The following is a 15,339-nucleotide window of genomic DNA, read 5'->3' as shown; positions in this document are numbered from 1 at the left end:
CCGAAGAACATCGAGCTCGCCGCATAACCCAGAAACCCCGAACCGCCTCAAACCCGACATAGGCGCCTTGACGAACGACATAGAGGCACCCCCCCCCAGCACGGGGTCAGAGGCCCGCTGCGCCGCCCAGTCCATACGGTCGAGCGCAACTGTGCACAGGTCGGGGAACCCGAGTTTCGTCGTCACGTCGTACGCGGTCCGGTACGTGCTCGCGAGCAACCGCCAACTGCGGGCTGCCGGGTCCCTGTGCGCAGTTGTCGTGGCCTCGTGGATCAGGCCGGGTAGGTCGGCGGCAACCTGCTTGATGTTCGTCGCGCGGACCATGGCGCACAGCCTGCCCGCGTGGGCCTCCAACTCCTCGACAGGGCGCGCAATCACGTCCGGGTCCGGGCCGAGATCATAGATGTTCAGGGCTTCGCGAATCGGGTTGATCAGGCCGTCCAGTTGGTCCTGCCTCAGTTCGTCGAGGTAGGGCTGACCGGTCAATTCGGTGACCGCAACGGACAAGGCGCGGGCGAGCGCGCCGATCACCGAGGGGCTTGGAGGTAGGACGCCCTGCTCCACCTTGGTCAGGGTGCTGTAAGAGACGTGCGAGAGGTCGGCCAACTCGCGTTGCGTCAACCACGGACTTTGCGCGTGTGCGCGATGCGCGCGCCTGTGTGCTCGTCAGTGTGCAGGGGCATACCGGTCTCCGTTCTGCATCGACACCAGAACGGTACCCCTGGCCCCGTGCCGGGGAACTGAGATCGGTCCCCGTCGCCCCTGGACGGGGGCCGTTTCGTCTGTGTGTGAGGTGCGGTGACGCCGAGCATGGACACGCCGCCGACCGCAGAGGCTCGCCGCACCGGCTTGGGCGACTTGCTGCTGCCGGTTCGTTTCGGCTGGGCGCGCCCACGCGGCGGAGCCACATATCGACAGGGCCCCCAGTACCTAACGGGCCGATGACTTGGCCAAGTTGAGGGCGTAGGTGGGCCACCAATTGCCTGCCTTGGGGCCGCCCTTGCATTCGCCGTCCGATTCGCCGGGGCGTTTGATCCACAGGTAGGCGTCGGCCAGCGGGTCCGCCGTCTTCGTCGTCGGCGGCTCGCCCAGCGCCCGGCCCGGCGGGTTGCACCAGCGCTCGTCCGGATTGCCGCCGGTGTAGGGGCCGTTGCCGTTGCGGCTGGTGTCGATGACGAAGTGCTTGTCGCCGACCTTCGCCGACAGCTGCTTGCCGTAGGCGAGGGAGTCCTCGGTGGAGTAGAAGTTGGAGACGTTGACGGCGAAGCCGTCCGCCCGGTCGATGCCGGCCCACCGGAGGGGCTCGAAGATCTGGTCGGGGTGGCCCCAGCCGGCATTGCCCGCGTCCAGGTACACCTTCGTGTTCTTCAGGGACTTCAGCTTGCCGATGGCGCCCTTGAGGAGGTCGTAGCGCTCCTCGTGGAACTCGTCCGGGGTGCAGCCGTTGACCAGGTGGAGCACGGCGTCCGGCTCCAGGACCACCGTCGCCGCCCGGTCGCCGATGCCCCGGGCGACGCCGTCGATCCAGGCGCGGTAGGCGTCACCGTCGGCGGCGCCGCCCTGTGAGTACTGGCCGCAGTCGCGGTGCGGGATGTTGTAGAGGACGAGCAGCGCCGTACGGTCGGACTCGGCGGCGGCCTCGGTGAAGCCGCGCGCCTCCTGTTCCGGGTTCTCCGTACCGATCCACTCCGCCGTCGGCTGCTCGGCGATCTTTCTGATCTGGTCGGCCTCGGCGTCCTTGCCGTCCTTCTCGTAGGCGGCGACCTGGCGGGCCGCGTTCCCGTCCGGGTTCACCCAGAACGGGTCGGTGCCCTTGGGCTGTTGGGTGATCCGGGCGCCCGCGTCGCCCGGTTCCTTCCCGTCGTCCGACAACGAGCATCCGGTGGCCAGCAGTGCCGCCCCCAACACCACCGCAGACGCCCTTGCCCGTGCCGAAGCCGGGACCCCCCTGCTGCCGTACATCCAACTCCCCCCTGGGTGCACTTCCTGCGAGGCTCAATCCTGGCATACCCGCCGTGCCGGTCACGAGGCCGCGGCGGCCCCACCGAGCTTACGGAAGGGCCGGCCGGGCCGGGTGGCGGCGGTGGGCACGACGCGGTGCCTCACCGGCCGGTTCCAGTCAGGTACGCCGACACCATCACGTTCGCGGCGCCCTCGCCCGCCCGGTCGGCGCCGCCGCAGGTGATCAGCCGTAGCTCGGCACGGCCGGCCTCGTGCGGCCCGGGGGCCCGCCCGGCGTCGCACCGGTCGCGGGGCAACTCGCGTACGTCGTCCACGGTGAACTCGGCGACCGTGCCGTCGTCGCGGGCCACCCGGACCGTCTCGCCGGGCCGCAGGGCGCCGATCCGCTGAAGGACGGCGGGCCGGGTCCCGGTGTCCGCCCGGCCCACCATGACGGCGGTCCCGGCCGATCCCGGCTTGGTCCCGGCGGCGTACCAGTCCACGGCCACGGACCGGGGGGACGACGGCGGTCCGGCGGCGTCCGGACCGCCCTGCCCGTCCTGGCCGCCCTGCCGGTCCTGCCCGCCCTGCCCGTCCTGGCCGTCCTGGCCGTCCTGGCCGTCCTGGCCGCGGCCGACGACGGATGCCCGCACCCCGAGTCCGGGGATCTCCAGGCGCTGGGGCAGCGCGTCCGTCAACGGGTCGGCCGCCGGGGGGAGTCCGGGCCCGGCCGGGCGCCCCACTGCGGCCATGTCGCCCGTGGCCGGCCCGAACACCCCCGGTGGCACCTCGGCCGCCTCGCGGCCCCACAGCCACAGCCCGAGCAGCAGCAGCGCCCAGAACACGCCGGCGGCCAGCCGACCGGCCCCGGCGTGACGCACATGAGGGGACATGGCGGGCGCTCTCAGTCCTTGTCGCGGCCCCGTCGGGCGCTGCGCAGCCCGACGACGACCGCGGCGAGGCCGACCAGAATGACACCGATGACCGCGTGCACCAGGCCGGGGCCTGCGGAGCGGATGGCGACGGAGGCGAAGTAGGCGGTGTCGCCGTCCGCCGCGTCGGCCGAGGCGGAGGGCGGGGCGGCGGGCGAGCCCCCGGGCCATGTGCCGCCGGTCGGGAGCCCGGTGCCGGGGCCGTCCCCGGCGACCGTGACCGTGCCGGTGATCTGCGTCTGCGTACCGCCGCAGGCGACCCGCACGTCGTGGGGGCCTGCCGGGGCCGCCGGACGGATCCGGGTCCGGCCGGTGAGGACGCCGGACGAGGCGGTGAGGGTGCCGTCCGTGACGAACGCCTCGGAGACCGCGGTGCCCGTGCTCGTGTCACATCCGGTGACCCGCAGGTCGACGTCGGCTCCGGGGGCAGCGGGGGCGGCCGGAGCCACCGAGACTCCGCCGCCGTCCGCCGCGTACGCCGACGGTGTGAGCGCCGCGGCGGCCAGAATTCCCGTACCGAGAGTGAGGGGTAGTGAGCCCATCGTGAAACCTCCAGTACCTGGAGGGTGCCCCGTGGGCCGTGGGCCCGCATCTTCGACGGCGTCCGACTGCGCCGTTCGGGTCAGAAAGGTTTCAGATGCGGTCGACGAGATCCGCGATCGAGTCCACCACCCGGGACGGCCGGTACGGGTAGTCCTCGACGTGCTCGGGCCGGGTCAGGCCGGTGAGCACCAGGTACGTCTGCATGCCCGCCTCGATGCCGGCCAGCACGTCGGTGTCCATGCGGTCCCCGATCATGGCGCTGCTCTCGGAGTGGGCGCCGATCGCGTTCAGCCCGGTGCGCATCATCAGCGGGTTCGGCTTGCCCGCGAAGTACGGCTTGCGGCCGGTGGCCTTGGTGATCAGGGCCGCGACGGCGCCGGTGGCGGGCAGCGGGCCCTCGGTGGAGGGGCCGGTCTCGTCCGGGTTGGTGCAGATGAAACGGGCGCCGGCGAGGATGAGCCGTACCGCCTTGGTCATGGCCTCGAAGGAGTAGGTACGGGTCTCGCCCAGCACCACGTAGTCGGGCTCCTGGTCGGTGAGGATGTAGCCGACGTCGTGCAGCGCGGTGGTCAGTCCCGCCTCGCCGATGACATAGGCGCTGCCGCCGGGCCGCTGGTCGTCGAGGAACTTGGCGGTGGCCAGCGCGGAGGTCCAGATGTTGTCCACCGGCACGTCCAGGCCCATGCGGCGCAGCCGGGCGTGCAGGTCGCGCGGGGTGTACATGGAATTGTTGGTGAGGACCAGGAACGGGCGGGCCGACTCACGCAGCTTCTTCAGGAAGGCGTCGGCGCCGGGGATCGGCACGCCCTCGTGGATCAGCACTCCGTCCATGTCGGTGAGCCAGGACTCGATGGGCTTGCGGTCTGCCATGTGCTTCGGTCTCCTGGCATGCGTACGGTCATGGGCGCCGGAACCACGGCGTACCGACGCCCCCAGCGTAAGGGCTGTGCCGAACCGGCTGTGATGGGCGGTCGGTCGACCGTGGCGACATCGTGACCGCCCACGCCCGGACGGCACGCGCGCTGCCGCGACCGGCTCCGCGCGTACGGGAGGCGGGGGCCTGCTGCCCGTAACGGAACAGCACCTCCGCCTACCCCGCCCGGCATCCGCCCACGCGGGAGGTGGGAATCGGGGGTCGGCTACCCGTAGCGGGGCGGCGCGCCAGCGCGTGCCGAGGGGCGGCGGACGCGGCGTGGGATCAGCGGCCGCGCGTGGCGAGGGACGGCGGGCACGGGGTCAGTGGCAGCGGCGTGCCCGAAGGGCGACGGCTCCGCGCGGGCGGCGCGCGGGGATTGGGAGGCGGAGGACGACTACCCGTAGCAGGGCGGCGCGCCAGCACGTACCGAAGGGCGGCGGGCGCGGGCGTGGGATCAGCGGCGGCCTGCCCGGAGGGCGACGGCTCCGCGCGGGCGGTGCGCGGGGGTTGGGACGCGGAGGTCGGCTACCCGTAGCGGGGCGGCGTGCCAGCACGTACCGAAGGGCTGCGGGCGCGGGCGTGGGATCAGCGGCGGCCTGCCCGGAGGGCGACGGCTCCGCGCGGGCGGCGCGCGGGGATCGGGAGGCGGAGGACGACTACCCGTAGCGGGGCGGCGTGCCAGCGCGTGTCGAAGGGCTGCGGGCGCGGGCGCCGCCCGGACGGCGCGTGCCCCAACCGCGACCGGTCCCGCGGTTGCGGGAGGCGGGGCCCGCTGCCTGTGGCGGAACAGCACCTCCGCCTACCGCGCCCGGCATCCGCGCACGCGGGAGGAGTGGGAAGCGGGGACCGGCTGCCCGCGGCGGAACGGCGCGCCGACGCCTGCCGAGGGGCGACGAACGCGGGCGCCACCTCCTCGTGATGGCACCTCCGCCTGCCAGGCCCGGTTCCGCGCACGGGAGGTGGGCAGCGGGGATCGACTGCCCGTGGCAGGACGGCGCGCCAGCGTGTACCGAGGGCGGCGGGCGCGAGCGCGGGGTCAGTGGCGGCGGCGTGCCCGGAGGGCGACGGCGGCGGACAGGACGAGTCCGATCGCGGCGGCGCAGGCGAGGACAGCGGGACCGATGCCGTACAGGCCCCCTGGTGTCTGGCCCGCCTCGGCGTGCGGAGCGGCGCTCGACGACCCGGTGTCCTCGCCGCCGCCGCTCGCGGTGGGAGTCGGCGCCCGTCCGGCCGCGACCGTGAACCGGTAGTCGTTGGACTGCCCGACCCAGTCGCCGTCGTCACCGCGGCGCTGGACGACGGCGGCGTTGGCGGTGACCGTCTCGGGCTCGGCGTCCGCGGTGACCGAGAGGGTGACCCGCACGGTGACGGTCGCGCCGGGCGCGACGGTGAACCCGTTGAAGCCGTCCCCCTGGAAGGCACCGACCAACTCGTCCTCGTCGGTGGTCTCGAAGCGCACGGGACGGACGCGCGCGCCGTCGTGGAACTCCATGCGCGGCTGGGAGGACTTGAGGGCGTGCTTGTCGTCCACGAGCACGACGATCGGGTGGATGCCGGCGCACGTGCCGCGGGTGGTGTTGGCGAGGTCGAGGTACCAGCTGCCGGACCCGCCCCCGGCGACATAGGAGGCGGGTCCCCCGCGGATCCGGGTGGTCAGCGGGAACTGCCTGTCCTCAGGGCCGGCACAGCCGGGGAGGGGGTCGTCCTGCGCACGGGCCGGTGCGACGGGGACGAGGACGACGGCTGCGGTTGCGGCTGCGGCTGCGGTTGCGGTTGCGGTTGCGGCGAGACAGAGGGACACGGACAGGCACAGGAACGCGGCCGGGCGCAGGAACGCGGACAGGAACGCGGCCGGGGACAGCAACACAGGCGGGGACAGGGATGCAGACAGGGATGGGCGCAGTCGCATGAACATATGACCCTGCCGGACACCCGCCGACCGGGAACGGCACCGCCCCGCACGGACACTCGTACGGCGCCGCACGGACACTCGTACGGCGCCGCACGTCCGCCCACCCGGCCCAGCACGGGCCCACCCTCCGGCAACGCCCCCGCCCCGGCCGTACCACCGAACCCGCACCGGCCATACCGCGAACCCGACCCCTGGCACCGCCCCCGCCCGTCCCGACGACCGACGCCAGCCGTCCCCTGCGCCGCACCCCAGTCCCACGACCGACGCCGCCACCCCAGACACAGCCGCCCCAGTCCCACGACCAACGTCAACCGCCCCAGGCACAGCCACCCCGCCCCACAACCGACGTCACCCGCCGCAGGCGCAGAGCCACGCCCCCTCCCACCGACACCACCCCACCCCAGGCCACAGCCACCCCGACCCACGACCAACGTCAACCGCCCCAGACACAGCCACCCCGCCCCACGACCAACACCGCCCGCCCCGGCCTCCCGACCAACCTCGCCCGCCCCGGCACCGGACTCGTGGGCCGGACCGCCGCGCTCGACGACCGACGTCAGCCGTCCCGCCGGCCGAACAAGGGCGCCAGCATCAGATGCGCCGCGCCCCGTGCGACCCCCCGGCTCCCGCCGGCCGCGAGCCGGACCGGGATCGCATCGCCGGGCGTCCCCTTGCGCCGGGCCCGCTCCGCCAGTACGGCCGCCACCCCCGGTACGAACTCCCCCGGCGCCGTTGCCACGGTCCGGCCGCCCAGCAGCACCAGGTCGATGTCCAGCAGCCCCACCAGATTGGCCGCCCCCGTGCCCAGCACGCGCGCCGCCTCCGCCAGGTCACCGCGGGCCACGGCCGCCAGGCACAGCGCCTCGACGCAGCCCCGGGCACCGCACCCGCACACCGGCCCGTCCAGCTGGATGACCTGGTGGCCGAACTCACCGGCCCCGGTGCGCGCCCCCCGGTGCACGCTCCCGCCGATCACCAGGCCGGCGCCGAGCCCCGTACCGAGGTGCAGATACGCGAACGAGTCGCCCTCCCCCGCGACGGCCAGCCCGAGCGCCGCCGCGTTCGTGTCCTTGTCGACCACCACGGGCCGCCCGAGCCGCCGCGCGAGCGCGTCCCGCAGCGGGAACCCGTCCCACTCGGGGAACCCGGTCACCCGGTGCAGCACGCCCCGCGCGTGATCCAGCGGGCCGGGCAGCGCGACCCCGACGCCGAGCAGCGAACCCGGCGCCCCGGGCAGCAGCTCCTCGACCTGCCGGGCGGTCCGCTCGACCACCGCGTCCGCGCCGGCCCCCAGATGCAGCGCGGACCGCGCCTCGGCCAGCACCGCCCCGGCGAGGTCGCAGAGCACCACCCGCACCTCGTCCCGGTCCAGATGCACTCCCACCGCGTGTCCGGCCCCCGGCTCCAGCCGCAGCACCGTCCGCGGCTTCCCGCCGGTCGACGCGCGCCGCCCCGCCTCCGCCGCGAGACCTTCCGCACGCAGCCGGGCGGTGATCTTGCTGACCGCCTGCGGGGTCAGCCCGGTGCGCTCGGCCAGTTCGAGGCGGCTGATCCCGGCGGTGCCCGCGGTACGCAGCAGATCGAGCACGAGCGCGGTGTTGTGGCTGCGCGGGGCGAGCAGGTCGGCGCCGACGGCCGCCCCCGCCGTCGCGCTCCCGATGCCCGTCACACCGCCGCCCTCTCTGTCTGCCGCGTCTGCCCTGTCTGCTGTGTCCGCCCGGTTCACGCCCCCATTCTCTCCGACACTTGCACTTTGGCAACAGCGTTGCGAAAGTGGCGGCATGACAACTGGTACGACTGGCACCCCCCTTCGCGTGGGCCTGATCGGCTACGGCCTGGCGGGCTCCGTCTTCCACGCCCCGCTGATCGCCGCCACCGGGGGCCTCACCCTCGACACGGTGGTCACCGCGAACCCCGAGCGGCAGGAGCAGGCCCGCGCCGCGTTCCCGGACGTCCGGCTCGCCGCCCGTCCCGACGAGCTGTTCGACCGCACGGGCGAGCTGGACCTGATCGTCATCGCCTCGCCGAACAAGACGCACGTCCCGCTGGCCACCGCCGCCCTCAAGGCGGGCCTGCCGGTCGTGGTGGACAAGCCGCTCGCCGGCACGGCCGCCGAGGCCCGCGAGCTGGCCGCCCTCGCCGAGCAGCGCGGCCTGCTGCTGTCGGTCTTCCAGAACCGCCGCTGGGACAACGACTTCCTGACCCTGCGCAAGCTGCTCGCCGAGGGCGCGCTGGGCGACGTGTGGCGGTTCGAGTCACGCTTCGAGCGCTGGCGTCCCCAGCTCAAGGGAGGCTGGCGCGAGTCCGGCGACCCGACAGAGATCGGAGGTCTGCTCTACGACCTCGGCAGCCATGTCGTCGACCAGGCCCTGGTCCTGTTCGGCCCGGCCACCCAGGTGTACGCCGAGTCGGACGTGCGCCGACCGGGCGCCGAGACCGACGACGACACCTTCATCGCGCTCACGCACGCCGGCGGCGTCCGCTCCCATCTGTACGTCTCCGCGACGACCGCCCAGCTCGGGCCCCGCTTCCGGGTGCTCGGCTCACGTGCCGGCTATGTGAAGTACGGCCTCGACCCGCAGGAGGCGGCCCTGCGCGAGGGGCTGCGGCCCGGCTCCGGCTGGGGCGCCGAGCCCGAGTCCCTGTGGGGCCGGCTCGGTTCGGGCGAGTCCCCGCTCACCGGCGGCGGCACCCCCGTACCCACCCTGCCCGGCGACTACCCGGCGTACTACGCCGCGGTGGCCGACGCCCTCACCGGCGCCGGCCCCAACCCGGTCACCGCGCAAGCGGCGGCCGACGCCCTCGACGTGCTGGAGGCGGCCCGCCGGTCCGCCCGCGACGGCGTGGCGGTGACGCTGTGAGCCACCACCCGCGCGTCACCCCCCGGTCCACGCCCGAACTGACCCCGAGCGTAGAGGAGTTGGAGGCGCAGGAACGCCGGCTGGTGTTCCGCCGGTTCAGCTGCGAGGACGCCTGGGCGCTCGGCTCGCTCCTGGTGGAGCTGGCCCGGGAGCGGCAGGCCCCGGTGGCCATCGACATCCATCGGGCGGGCCAGCAGCTCTTCCACGCGGCGCTGACCGGAGCCACCGCCGACAACGACGCGTGGATCGCCCGCAAGCGCCGCGTCGTGGAACGCTACGGCGCCTCCTCCTACCTGGTCGGCGCGCGTTTCAGGGCCAGGGGCACGACGTTCGAGGAGTCCTCCCGGCTCGACCCCGATGTGTACGCGGCCCACGGCGGCTCGTTCCCCATCAACGTCGCGGACGTGGGCGTGATCGGCGCGGTCACCGTCTCCGGCCTGCCGCAGCTCCAGGACCACCGCCTGGTGGTGGAGGCGCTGGAGCAGTTCCTGCGCGACTGAGCGCTCCGCTGGATGTGCCGCGATGCGCCGTCGTCCGTCCGCGGCACCGTCGTGGCTGGTCGCGCAGTTCTACGCGCCCCTTCGGGGCGCTGCCGGGACTATCCCGAGGCTCCCTCCGGTTGAATCGTCGTAACGGACAGCGATCATGGAATGACACCCACCCGGAGGGAACGGAACCATGAGCACCGCCCTGAAGGAAAAGGTCGGCCGGTACGGCATCTGGAGCTTGGGACTGCGCTCGGAGGAACCAGACCTGCGCGCCGAACTCGCCGAGGCCGCCGCCGAACTGGAACAGCTCGGGTTCGGCGCGGTCTGGCTGGGCGGCAACAGCGCCCCCCGGCACGCCCTGCCGCTGCTGGCGGCCACGTCCCGGCTCACCGTCGGCACCAGCATCCAGAGCATCTGGGACTACGACGCCGACACGAGCGCCGCGGGCTTCGCCGAGGTGGAGTCCGCGCACCCGGGCCGTTTCCTGCTCGGCCTCGGGGTGAGCCACGCCAAGCTCGCCGAGCAGTACCGCCGCCCTTACTCGGCCCTGGTCGCCTATCTGGACGCGCTGGACGCGGCCGGGGTGCCCGCAGGGCGCCGGGTCCTGGCCGCGCTCGGCCCGAAGAACCTGGAGCTGACCCGCGACCGGGCGGCCGGCGCCATCCCCTATCTGGTCACCCCCGAGCACACCGCGCAGGCCCGCCGGATCCTGGGCGAAGAGCCCCTGCTGGCACCGGAGTTCAAGGTCGTCCTGGAGACCGACCCGGACCGCGCCCGAGCCCTGGCCCGGGACAGCCTCGCCATGTACCTCACCCTGCCCAACTACACCAACAGCTTCCTGCGGCTCGGCTTCAGTGAGGACGACCTGCGGGACGGCGGCAGCGACCGCCTGATCGACGCGCTGTTCGCCTGGGGCGACGAGTCCCGGATCCGCGAGCGCATCGCCGCCTTCCACGAGGCGGGCGCCGACCATGTCGCCCTCCAGGTGATCGACGCCACCCCCCGCAACGCCCTCCCCCGCAACTCCTGGCGCACCCTGGCCACCCTCCTCAACCAACCCAACTAACGGCACTCCAATGGGGGCACAGAAAACTGCACCCCCAGCCCCACACACCCCGCACCCAAAAACCCACCAGTTCCCCCACCCCCCAAGGGGCGCGGGGAACTGCGCAATCAACCACACACAACCCGCACCCAACCAACCACCGACCCCACTCCAAAGGGGCGCGAGGAACTGCGCACCCGGCCACACACACCCCGCCCCCGAACAACCACCCGTTCCCCCCGACCCCCCACTCCCCCGCCCCCAGCGGAGCGCTTACGCCGGTTCGAGGTGCTGCCGCTGCCGGCCCAACCCCTCGATCTCCAGCTCGACGACATCCCCGGCCCGCAGATACGGCTTCGGCTCCGGCTGCCCCAGCGCCACCCCCGCGGGCGTACCCGTGTTGATGACGTCACCGGGGCGGAGCGTCATGAACCGGCTGACGTACCGCACGACCTCGGCGACCGGGAAGATCTGCTCGGCGGTCGTCCCGTCCTGTTTCAGCTCGCTGTTGACCCACAGCCGCAGCGACAGGTTCTGCGGATCCGGCACCTCGTCCGCGGTCACCAGCCACGGCCCCAGCGGATTGAACGTCTCGCAGTTCTTGCCCTTGTCCCAGGTCCCGCCGCGCTCGATCTGGAACTCCCGCTCGGACACGTCGTGCGCCACCGCGTACCCGGCGACATGCGCGAGCGCGTCGTCCGTCGGCTCCAGGTAGCGGGCCGTACGCCCGATGACGACGGCCAGTTCCACCTCCCAGTCGGTCTTCACCGAGCCACGCGGCACGAGCACGGCGTCGTTCGGCCCGACCACGGTGTCCGCGGCCTTGAAGAAGATGACGGGCTCGGCGGGCGGCTCGGCCCCCGTCTCGCGGGCGTGGTCGTGGTAGTTGAGGCCGATGCAGACGATCTTCCCGATCCGCGCGAGCGGCGGCCCGATCCGCAGCCCGGCCGCGTCCAGCACGGGCAGGTCGCCGCCCTCCGCGGCGGCCCGGACCCGGCCGAGCGCGGCCTCGTCGGCGAGCAGCGCCCCGTCGATGTCGTCGACGAGCCCCGACAGGTCGCGTAGGGTCCCTTCGGCGTCCAGCAGCGCGGGTCGCTCCACCCCCGCCGTACCGACTCGCAGCAGCTTCATGGTCACCGTCTCCCTCGATCGCGTGCGCCCCGTGTCCGATGGGCACAGCCATCGGAGGACTGGTCGATCCTCCAAGCTCGCCGTCCCGCCCGCAACACCCGGTTCACGCACTGGACCGGCACCGACACCCGACCACCGCCCACACCCACCGCCCGCGCTCAGCGGTAGAGCACGGCCCGTTCGACCGCGCTCCATGTCGTACTGGTGACCACGTACAGCGCGGCGGCCAGTGGCACCACGGCCACGGTCAGCAGCGTGAGGTACGACAGGAACGGCATGACCCGGCCGACCGCCGCGAGCCCGGGGGCCTGCCCGTCCCCGGCCGACATCGGCGCGTCGGCCGCCGTCATCCGCTTCGTCCGCAGGTAGTTGAAGGTCGCTACGGCGGCGACGACGGCGAACAGGCCGAGGTAGACGGTGCCCGCCGCGCCGAACGGGCCGCCGTCGGCGAGGGCGTCCGCCCACCGTCCGCCGAGCGGCGCGGCGAACAGCTCGTGTGTGAGCAGCCCGTTGGTCTGCCCGCCGATCGTCGCGCTGGAGAACAGGTGGTAGAGGAGGAAGAAGGCGGGCAGCTGCAACAGGCTGGGCAGACAGCCGGACAGCGGCGACACCTTCTCCTCGGCGTGCAGTTGCAGCACGGCCTGCTGGAGCGCACGCGGGTCCTTGCCGTGTTTCTCGCGCAGCTCGGCGATCCTGGGCTGGAGCGCGGCACGGGCTCGCTGGCCGCGCGCCGCCGCCCGGGACAGCGGATGCACCAGCAGCCGGACGAGCGCGGTGAACAGGACGATCGCGGCGGCGGCAGCGGAGGCGTGGAAGAGCGGTTCGAGCAGTTCGGCGAGCTGCTCGACGAGGGTGGCGAAAACGGACATGGGTGAGCCCTCCGTGGGGTCTCGTCGTGCCGGGGTCGGATGTGCGTGGCGGCATGACGACCCGCGCGGGGTCACGTACGTGTCCGGGTGTCCGGGGTTGGCCCTACGCGGTGGTCGCCGGGAGGGCGTGCCCGGGTGCCCTGGGCCGTGGCCGGCCCGGGGCGTCGGGGTCGCGCTGCGGCAGGAAGGCCGTGCGGCGGGCCCGGTCACGGATGGCCGTACGGACCAGGGTGGGTGGTACGGCGGGGGCGCAGCGGGCGGCGATCAGGGCGCAGACGGCGACCGCGGACGCGGCGGCGGCGGTCGCGGCGAGCGCGACCGTGGCGGACAGCGCGCCGGTGTCGAGCAGGGCGACTTCCAGCAGCAGGAACAGGAGGACGGCGGCGGGACGCAGGGTGGACCAGCTGCGGACCATCGATCGCCCCTCCCCTCGCGCGCTCATGTGTGCCGTGCCGTCGGTTGTACCCGATCCCCCTGTTGTACCCGATCCCCTCCCTGCGCGGGCTCCCCTGCCTACGCGGGCTCCCCCGGCTGACCGGGATCGATCAGCAGGGGCTCCAGCAGCCGTTTCGGCTTCAGGAGCGCCCGGCTGACCGGATCGGCCGGGTCGGGGTCGAGTCCGGGGCCCGGCACGAGGACAACGTCCCCGACGGGCACGACGGTTCCGCAGGCCGGGCATTCGCCGTACGGCCCGAGTTCCGTACCGCAGTCCACGTGCGTGAACGCGCGCAACTGCGTGTCCATGAAGTGCTCGCGGCCCCACAGGGCGAGGGCCCGCAGCGCCGGCCACAGCGCGATGCCGCGCTCGGTGACGACGTACTCGTCCCGCGGCGGCGACTCCTGGTAGCGGCGCCGGTCGAGGATGCCCTCCTCGGTCAGCGCCTTGAGCCGGGCCGACAGGACGGCGCGCGGGATGCCGAGATGGCCGAGGAAGTCGTTGTAGCGCCGGACGCCGTAGATCGCGTCGCGGACGACGAGGAGCGTCCAGCGTTCGCCGACGACCTCCAGCGCGCGGGCGATGGAGCACTCCTGTGTCGCGTAGTCCTTGCCCAGTGCCATGGGACCACCTTAGCCACTTTCCGACCTCTTGGTTCAATGACCGAACCGACAGTGTTACGGTAACGCACATGGCTAGGTTCAATGAAAGAACCCTCATGGGCGCGACCTCCCCGAGCACCCCGCGCACCACACACGCGGCGCACACCGCGCACACCGCGCACTCGGCGCACGGGGCGCAGTCGGGGGAATCGCCCCCGCACTCCCGGCCGACCGCCACCCTGGCCCTGACCAGCGCCGCGACCGCGGTGGCCCTGATGACGTACACGGCGCCGATGGTCACGCTGCCGGACACCGCGGCGGCCCTGCACACCCCCCTGTCCGCCCAGGCGTGGCTCCTGAACGGCGCCCCGCTGGGCCTCGCCGCGCTGCTCCTGGTGGCCGGCAGCCTCGCCGACGACTACGGCCGCCGCCGGCTCTTCCTCTCCGGCACGCTGGCCCTCGGCATCACCACGGCCCTCGGCGGGCTGGCCACATCGACCTGGGCCTTCACCCTGGCCCGCGTCGCCCAGGGCGCGGCGAGCGCGGCGCTCCTGGCGAGCGGCCTGGGCCTGCTGGTGGCGGCGTTCCCGAGCCCGCGCGGGCGGCTGCACGCGACCGGCGTGTGGGGCGCCTTCGTGAGCGGCGGCATCGCGGCCGGGCCGCTGGTCTCCGGCGCGCTGCCCGACTGGCGGGTGGCGTACGGCGTCCTGGGCGCGGCGGCCCTGCTCGTCGCGGGGCTGGGCGTCCGCGTGCTGTCCGAGTCACGCTCTCCCAGGGGCGGCCGGCCGGACACCGCCGGGGCCACGGCCTTCGGGCTGGCGCTGGTCGCCCTCGTCGCGGCGCTCACCCTGGGCCGGGACGGCTGGCTGCGGGCTCCGGTGGGACTGCTGCTGGCGGCGACGGTGGTGCTGGTGGGGATCTTCACGGTCGTGGAACGGCGGGTACGCACCCCGATGATCGACCTCGGCCTGCTGCGCAGCCGCAGCTTCCTGGCGTCCTCGGCCGGCGGCCTGTTCACCGGACTGGCGGTGATCGGTCTGTTCAGCTATCTCCCGGCGCTGATGCAGCAGACGCTGCGCCTGTCGCCGATGGACACGGCATGGCTGATCCTGCTCTGGTCCGGGCTGTCCTTCGCGGTGGCACTTCAGGCGAAACGCCTTTCCGGACGCGTGCCGCCGCGCGGCCAACTGGCGGTCGGCTTCCTGCTCCACGCGATCGGCGTGGTCACGATGCTGGGCGCGCTGGACACGGACTCCTGGGTCCGGCTGCTGCCGGGACTCGTGCTCGGCGGGGTCGGCAGCGGCCTGCTGAACGCCGCGCTTCCGCTGCTGGCGGTGGAGTCGGTACCGGTCGAGCGGGCGTCGATGGGTTCGGGCGCCCAGCAGACGTTCCGCTACATCGGCTCCTGCGCGGGCGTGGCCCTGACCATCGCCCTGGCCACGTCCTCCGGCGCGGGCCTGTCCCATGGCGCGGACGTGGCCATGACGGTGTCGGCCGGCCTGGCGGTGGCGGGCGCGGCGAGCGTACTGGCACTGCGAGAACGGGCCTGACCGGAGCCGCACGCTCAACTAGTACTCCAGTGTGGTTTCGTGAGCTATCCAGTGGCTTCGTCGGTGGATCGCCGTCTGTAGTGGCTTTGTCGAGCTGTCGTCTGGTGCCGTCT

General features: G+C 73.5%; 15 protein-coding genes. 4 read left to right on the top strand and 11 right to left on the bottom strand.

From position 1 onward, the window contains the following. From ACFYTE_RS41630 to ACFYTE_RS41600, 7 genes are all read right to left on the bottom strand, one after another. On the bottom strand, nucleotides 1-621 hold a 621-nt coding region (locus tag ACFYTE_RS41630; protein WP_388722420.1), incomplete at its 3' end, for a helix-turn-helix domain-containing protein. A gap of 309 nt (nucleotides 622-930) precedes the next feature. Next, on the bottom strand, nucleotides 931-1,962 hold the full coding sequence (locus ACFYTE_RS41625; RefSeq protein WP_388722418.1) for a glycoside hydrolase family 6 protein: 1,032 nt from the start codon (nucleotides 1,960-1,962) through the stop codon (nucleotides 931-933). A gap of 140 nt (nucleotides 1,963-2,102) precedes the next feature. Beyond that, nucleotides 2,103-2,834 (bottom strand): sortase domain-bontaining protein, encoded by a 732-nt coding sequence (locus ACFYTE_RS41620; RefSeq protein ID WP_388722416.1) that lies wholly within the window; start codon nucleotides 2,832-2,834, stop codon nucleotides 2,103-2,105. An 11-nt stretch (nucleotides 2,835-2,845) separates the two neighbouring features. Beyond that, nucleotides 2,846-3,415 (bottom strand): hypothetical protein, encoded by a 570-nt coding sequence (locus tag ACFYTE_RS41615; RefSeq protein WP_388722414.1) that lies wholly within the window; start codon nucleotides 3,413-3,415, stop codon nucleotides 2,846-2,848. A gap of 91 nt (nucleotides 3,416-3,506) precedes the next feature. Next, on the bottom strand, nucleotides 3,507-4,286 hold the full coding sequence (locus ACFYTE_RS41610; RefSeq protein WP_388722412.1) for an HAD-IIA family hydrolase: 780 nt from the start codon (nucleotides 4,284-4,286) through the stop codon (nucleotides 3,507-3,509). Between the two features lie 1,082 nt (nucleotides 4,287-5,368). Beyond that, nucleotides 5,369-6,241: a hypothetical protein gene (locus tag ACFYTE_RS41605; protein ID WP_388722410.1), complete on the bottom strand. Its 873-nt coding sequence runs from the start codon at nucleotides 6,239-6,241 to the stop codon at nucleotides 5,369-5,371. Nucleotides 6,242-6,800: 559 nt separating this feature from the next. Continuing rightward, a complete protein-coding gene (locus tag ACFYTE_RS41600; RefSeq protein WP_388722408.1) occupies nucleotides 6,801-8,027 on the bottom strand; it encodes an ROK family protein in 1,227 nt (408 codons plus the stop codon). Between ACFYTE_RS41600 and ACFYTE_RS41595 the strand changes: the two genes are divergently transcribed. The 3 genes from ACFYTE_RS41595 to ACFYTE_RS41585 all read left to right on the top strand — a co-directional run bounded on the left by ACFYTE_RS41595 (nucleotide 8,026) and on the right by ACFYTE_RS41585 (nucleotide 10,659). Then, entirely contained in the window at nucleotides 8,026-9,105 is a 1,080-nt protein-coding gene (locus tag ACFYTE_RS41595) for a Gfo/Idh/MocA family oxidoreductase (RefSeq protein WP_388722406.1), read from the top strand. The two genes, ACFYTE_RS41600 and ACFYTE_RS41595, sit on opposite strands and share 2 nt — an antisense overlap. Further along, nucleotides 9,102-9,605, top strand: coding sequence for a heme-degrading domain-containing protein (locus ACFYTE_RS41590; RefSeq protein ID WP_388722404.1), 504 nt, complete (start codon nucleotides 9,102-9,104; stop codon nucleotides 9,603-9,605). The genes ACFYTE_RS41595 and ACFYTE_RS41590 overlap by 4 nt, the downstream gene beginning before the upstream one ends. 178 nt (nucleotides 9,606-9,783) lie before the next feature. Beyond that, a complete protein-coding gene (locus ACFYTE_RS41585; protein WP_388722402.1) occupies nucleotides 9,784-10,659 on the top strand; it encodes an LLM class F420-dependent oxidoreductase in 876 nt (291 codons plus the stop codon). 252 nt (nucleotides 10,660-10,911) lie between these two features. Here ACFYTE_RS41585 and ACFYTE_RS41580 read toward each other — a convergent pair whose 3' ends face one another. The 4 genes from ACFYTE_RS41580 to ACFYTE_RS41565 form a co-directional block, all read right to left on the bottom strand. Continuing rightward, a complete protein-coding gene (locus ACFYTE_RS41580) occupies nucleotides 10,912-11,769 on the bottom strand; it encodes a fumarylacetoacetate hydrolase family protein (RefSeq protein ID WP_388722400.1) in 858 nt (285 codons plus the stop codon). Between the two features lie 158 nt (nucleotides 11,770-11,927). After that, nucleotides 11,928-12,638, bottom strand: a complete 711-nt coding sequence (locus ACFYTE_RS41575) for a YidC/Oxa1 family membrane protein insertase (protein ID WP_388722398.1) — start codon at nucleotides 12,636-12,638, stop codon at nucleotides 11,928-11,930. A gap of 103 nt (nucleotides 12,639-12,741) precedes the next feature. After that, nucleotides 12,742-13,053, bottom strand: a complete 312-nt coding sequence (locus ACFYTE_RS41570) for a DUF6412 domain-containing protein (RefSeq protein ID WP_388722396.1) — start codon at nucleotides 13,051-13,053, stop codon at nucleotides 12,742-12,744. Between the two features lie 98 nt (nucleotides 13,054-13,151). Continuing rightward, nucleotides 13,152-13,697, bottom strand: a complete 546-nt coding sequence (locus ACFYTE_RS41565) for a winged helix-turn-helix transcriptional regulator (RefSeq protein ID WP_388722394.1) — start codon at nucleotides 13,695-13,697, stop codon at nucleotides 13,152-13,154. A gap of 68 nt (nucleotides 13,698-13,765) precedes the next feature. Between ACFYTE_RS41565 and ACFYTE_RS41560 the strand changes: the two genes are divergently transcribed. Next, the gene (locus ACFYTE_RS41560) at nucleotides 13,766-15,226 is read left to right on the top strand and encodes an MFS transporter (protein ID WP_388722392.1); all 1,461 of its coding nucleotides are present in this window, start codon (nucleotides 13,766-13,768) and stop codon (nucleotides 15,224-15,226) included. Nucleotides 15,227-15,339: the final 113 nt, after the last annotated feature.

The sequence above is a fragment of the Streptomyces sp. NPDC004629 genome (assembly GCF_042873595.1).
GTDB lineage: Bacteria > Actinomycetota > Actinomycetes > Streptomycetales > Streptomycetaceae > Streptomyces.
This window is presented reverse-complemented; position numbering and strand designations above follow the sequence as displayed.

Bases quoted from the DNA above. Each gene is read 5' to 3' on its own strand.
- ACFYTE_RS41580 (WP_388722400.1), bottom strand. From the start codon at position 11,769: ATGAAGCTGCTGCGAGTCGGTACGGCGGGGGTGGAGCGACCCGCGCTG.
- ACFYTE_RS41600 (WP_388722408.1), bottom strand. From the start codon at position 8,027: ATGCCGCCACTTTCGCAACGCTGTTGCCAAAGTGCAAGTGTCGGAGAG.
- ACFYTE_RS41560 (WP_388722392.1), top strand. From the start codon at position 13,766: ATGGCTAGGTTCAATGAAAGAACCCTCATGGGCGCGACCTCCCCGAGC.
- ACFYTE_RS41620 (WP_388722416.1), bottom strand. From the start codon at position 2,834: ATGTCCCCTCATGTGCGTCACGCCGGGGCCGGTCGGCTGGCCGCCGGC.
- ACFYTE_RS41615 (WP_388722414.1), bottom strand. From the start codon at position 3,415: ATGGGCTCACTACCCCTCACTCTCGGTACGGGAATTCTGGCCGCCGCG.
- ACFYTE_RS41595 (WP_388722406.1), top strand. From the start codon at position 8,026: ATGACAACTGGTACGACTGGCACCCCCCTTCGCGTGGGCCTGATCGGC.
- ACFYTE_RS41585 (WP_388722402.1), top strand. From the start codon at position 9,784: ATGAGCACCGCCCTGAAGGAAAAGGTCGGCCGGTACGGCATCTGGAGC.
- ACFYTE_RS41610 (WP_388722412.1), bottom strand. From the start codon at position 4,286: ATGGCAGACCGCAAGCCCATCGAGTCCTGGCTCACCGACATGGACGGA.
- ACFYTE_RS41605 (WP_388722410.1), bottom strand. From the start codon at position 6,241: ATGCGACTGCGCCCATCCCTGTCTGCATCCCTGTCCCCGCCTGTGTTG.
- ACFYTE_RS41570 (WP_388722396.1), bottom strand. From the start codon at position 13,053: ATGGTCCGCAGCTGGTCCACCCTGCGTCCCGCCGCCGTCCTCCTGTTC.
- ACFYTE_RS41565 (WP_388722394.1), bottom strand. From the start codon at position 13,697: ATGGCACTGGGCAAGGACTACGCGACACAGGAGTGCTCCATCGCCCGC.
- ACFYTE_RS41625 (WP_388722418.1), bottom strand. From the start codon at position 1,962: ATGTACGGCAGCAGGGGGGTCCCGGCTTCGGCACGGGCAAGGGCGTCT.
- ACFYTE_RS41575 (WP_388722398.1), bottom strand. From the start codon at position 12,638: ATGTCCGTTTTCGCCACCCTCGTCGAGCAGCTCGCCGAACTGCTCGAA.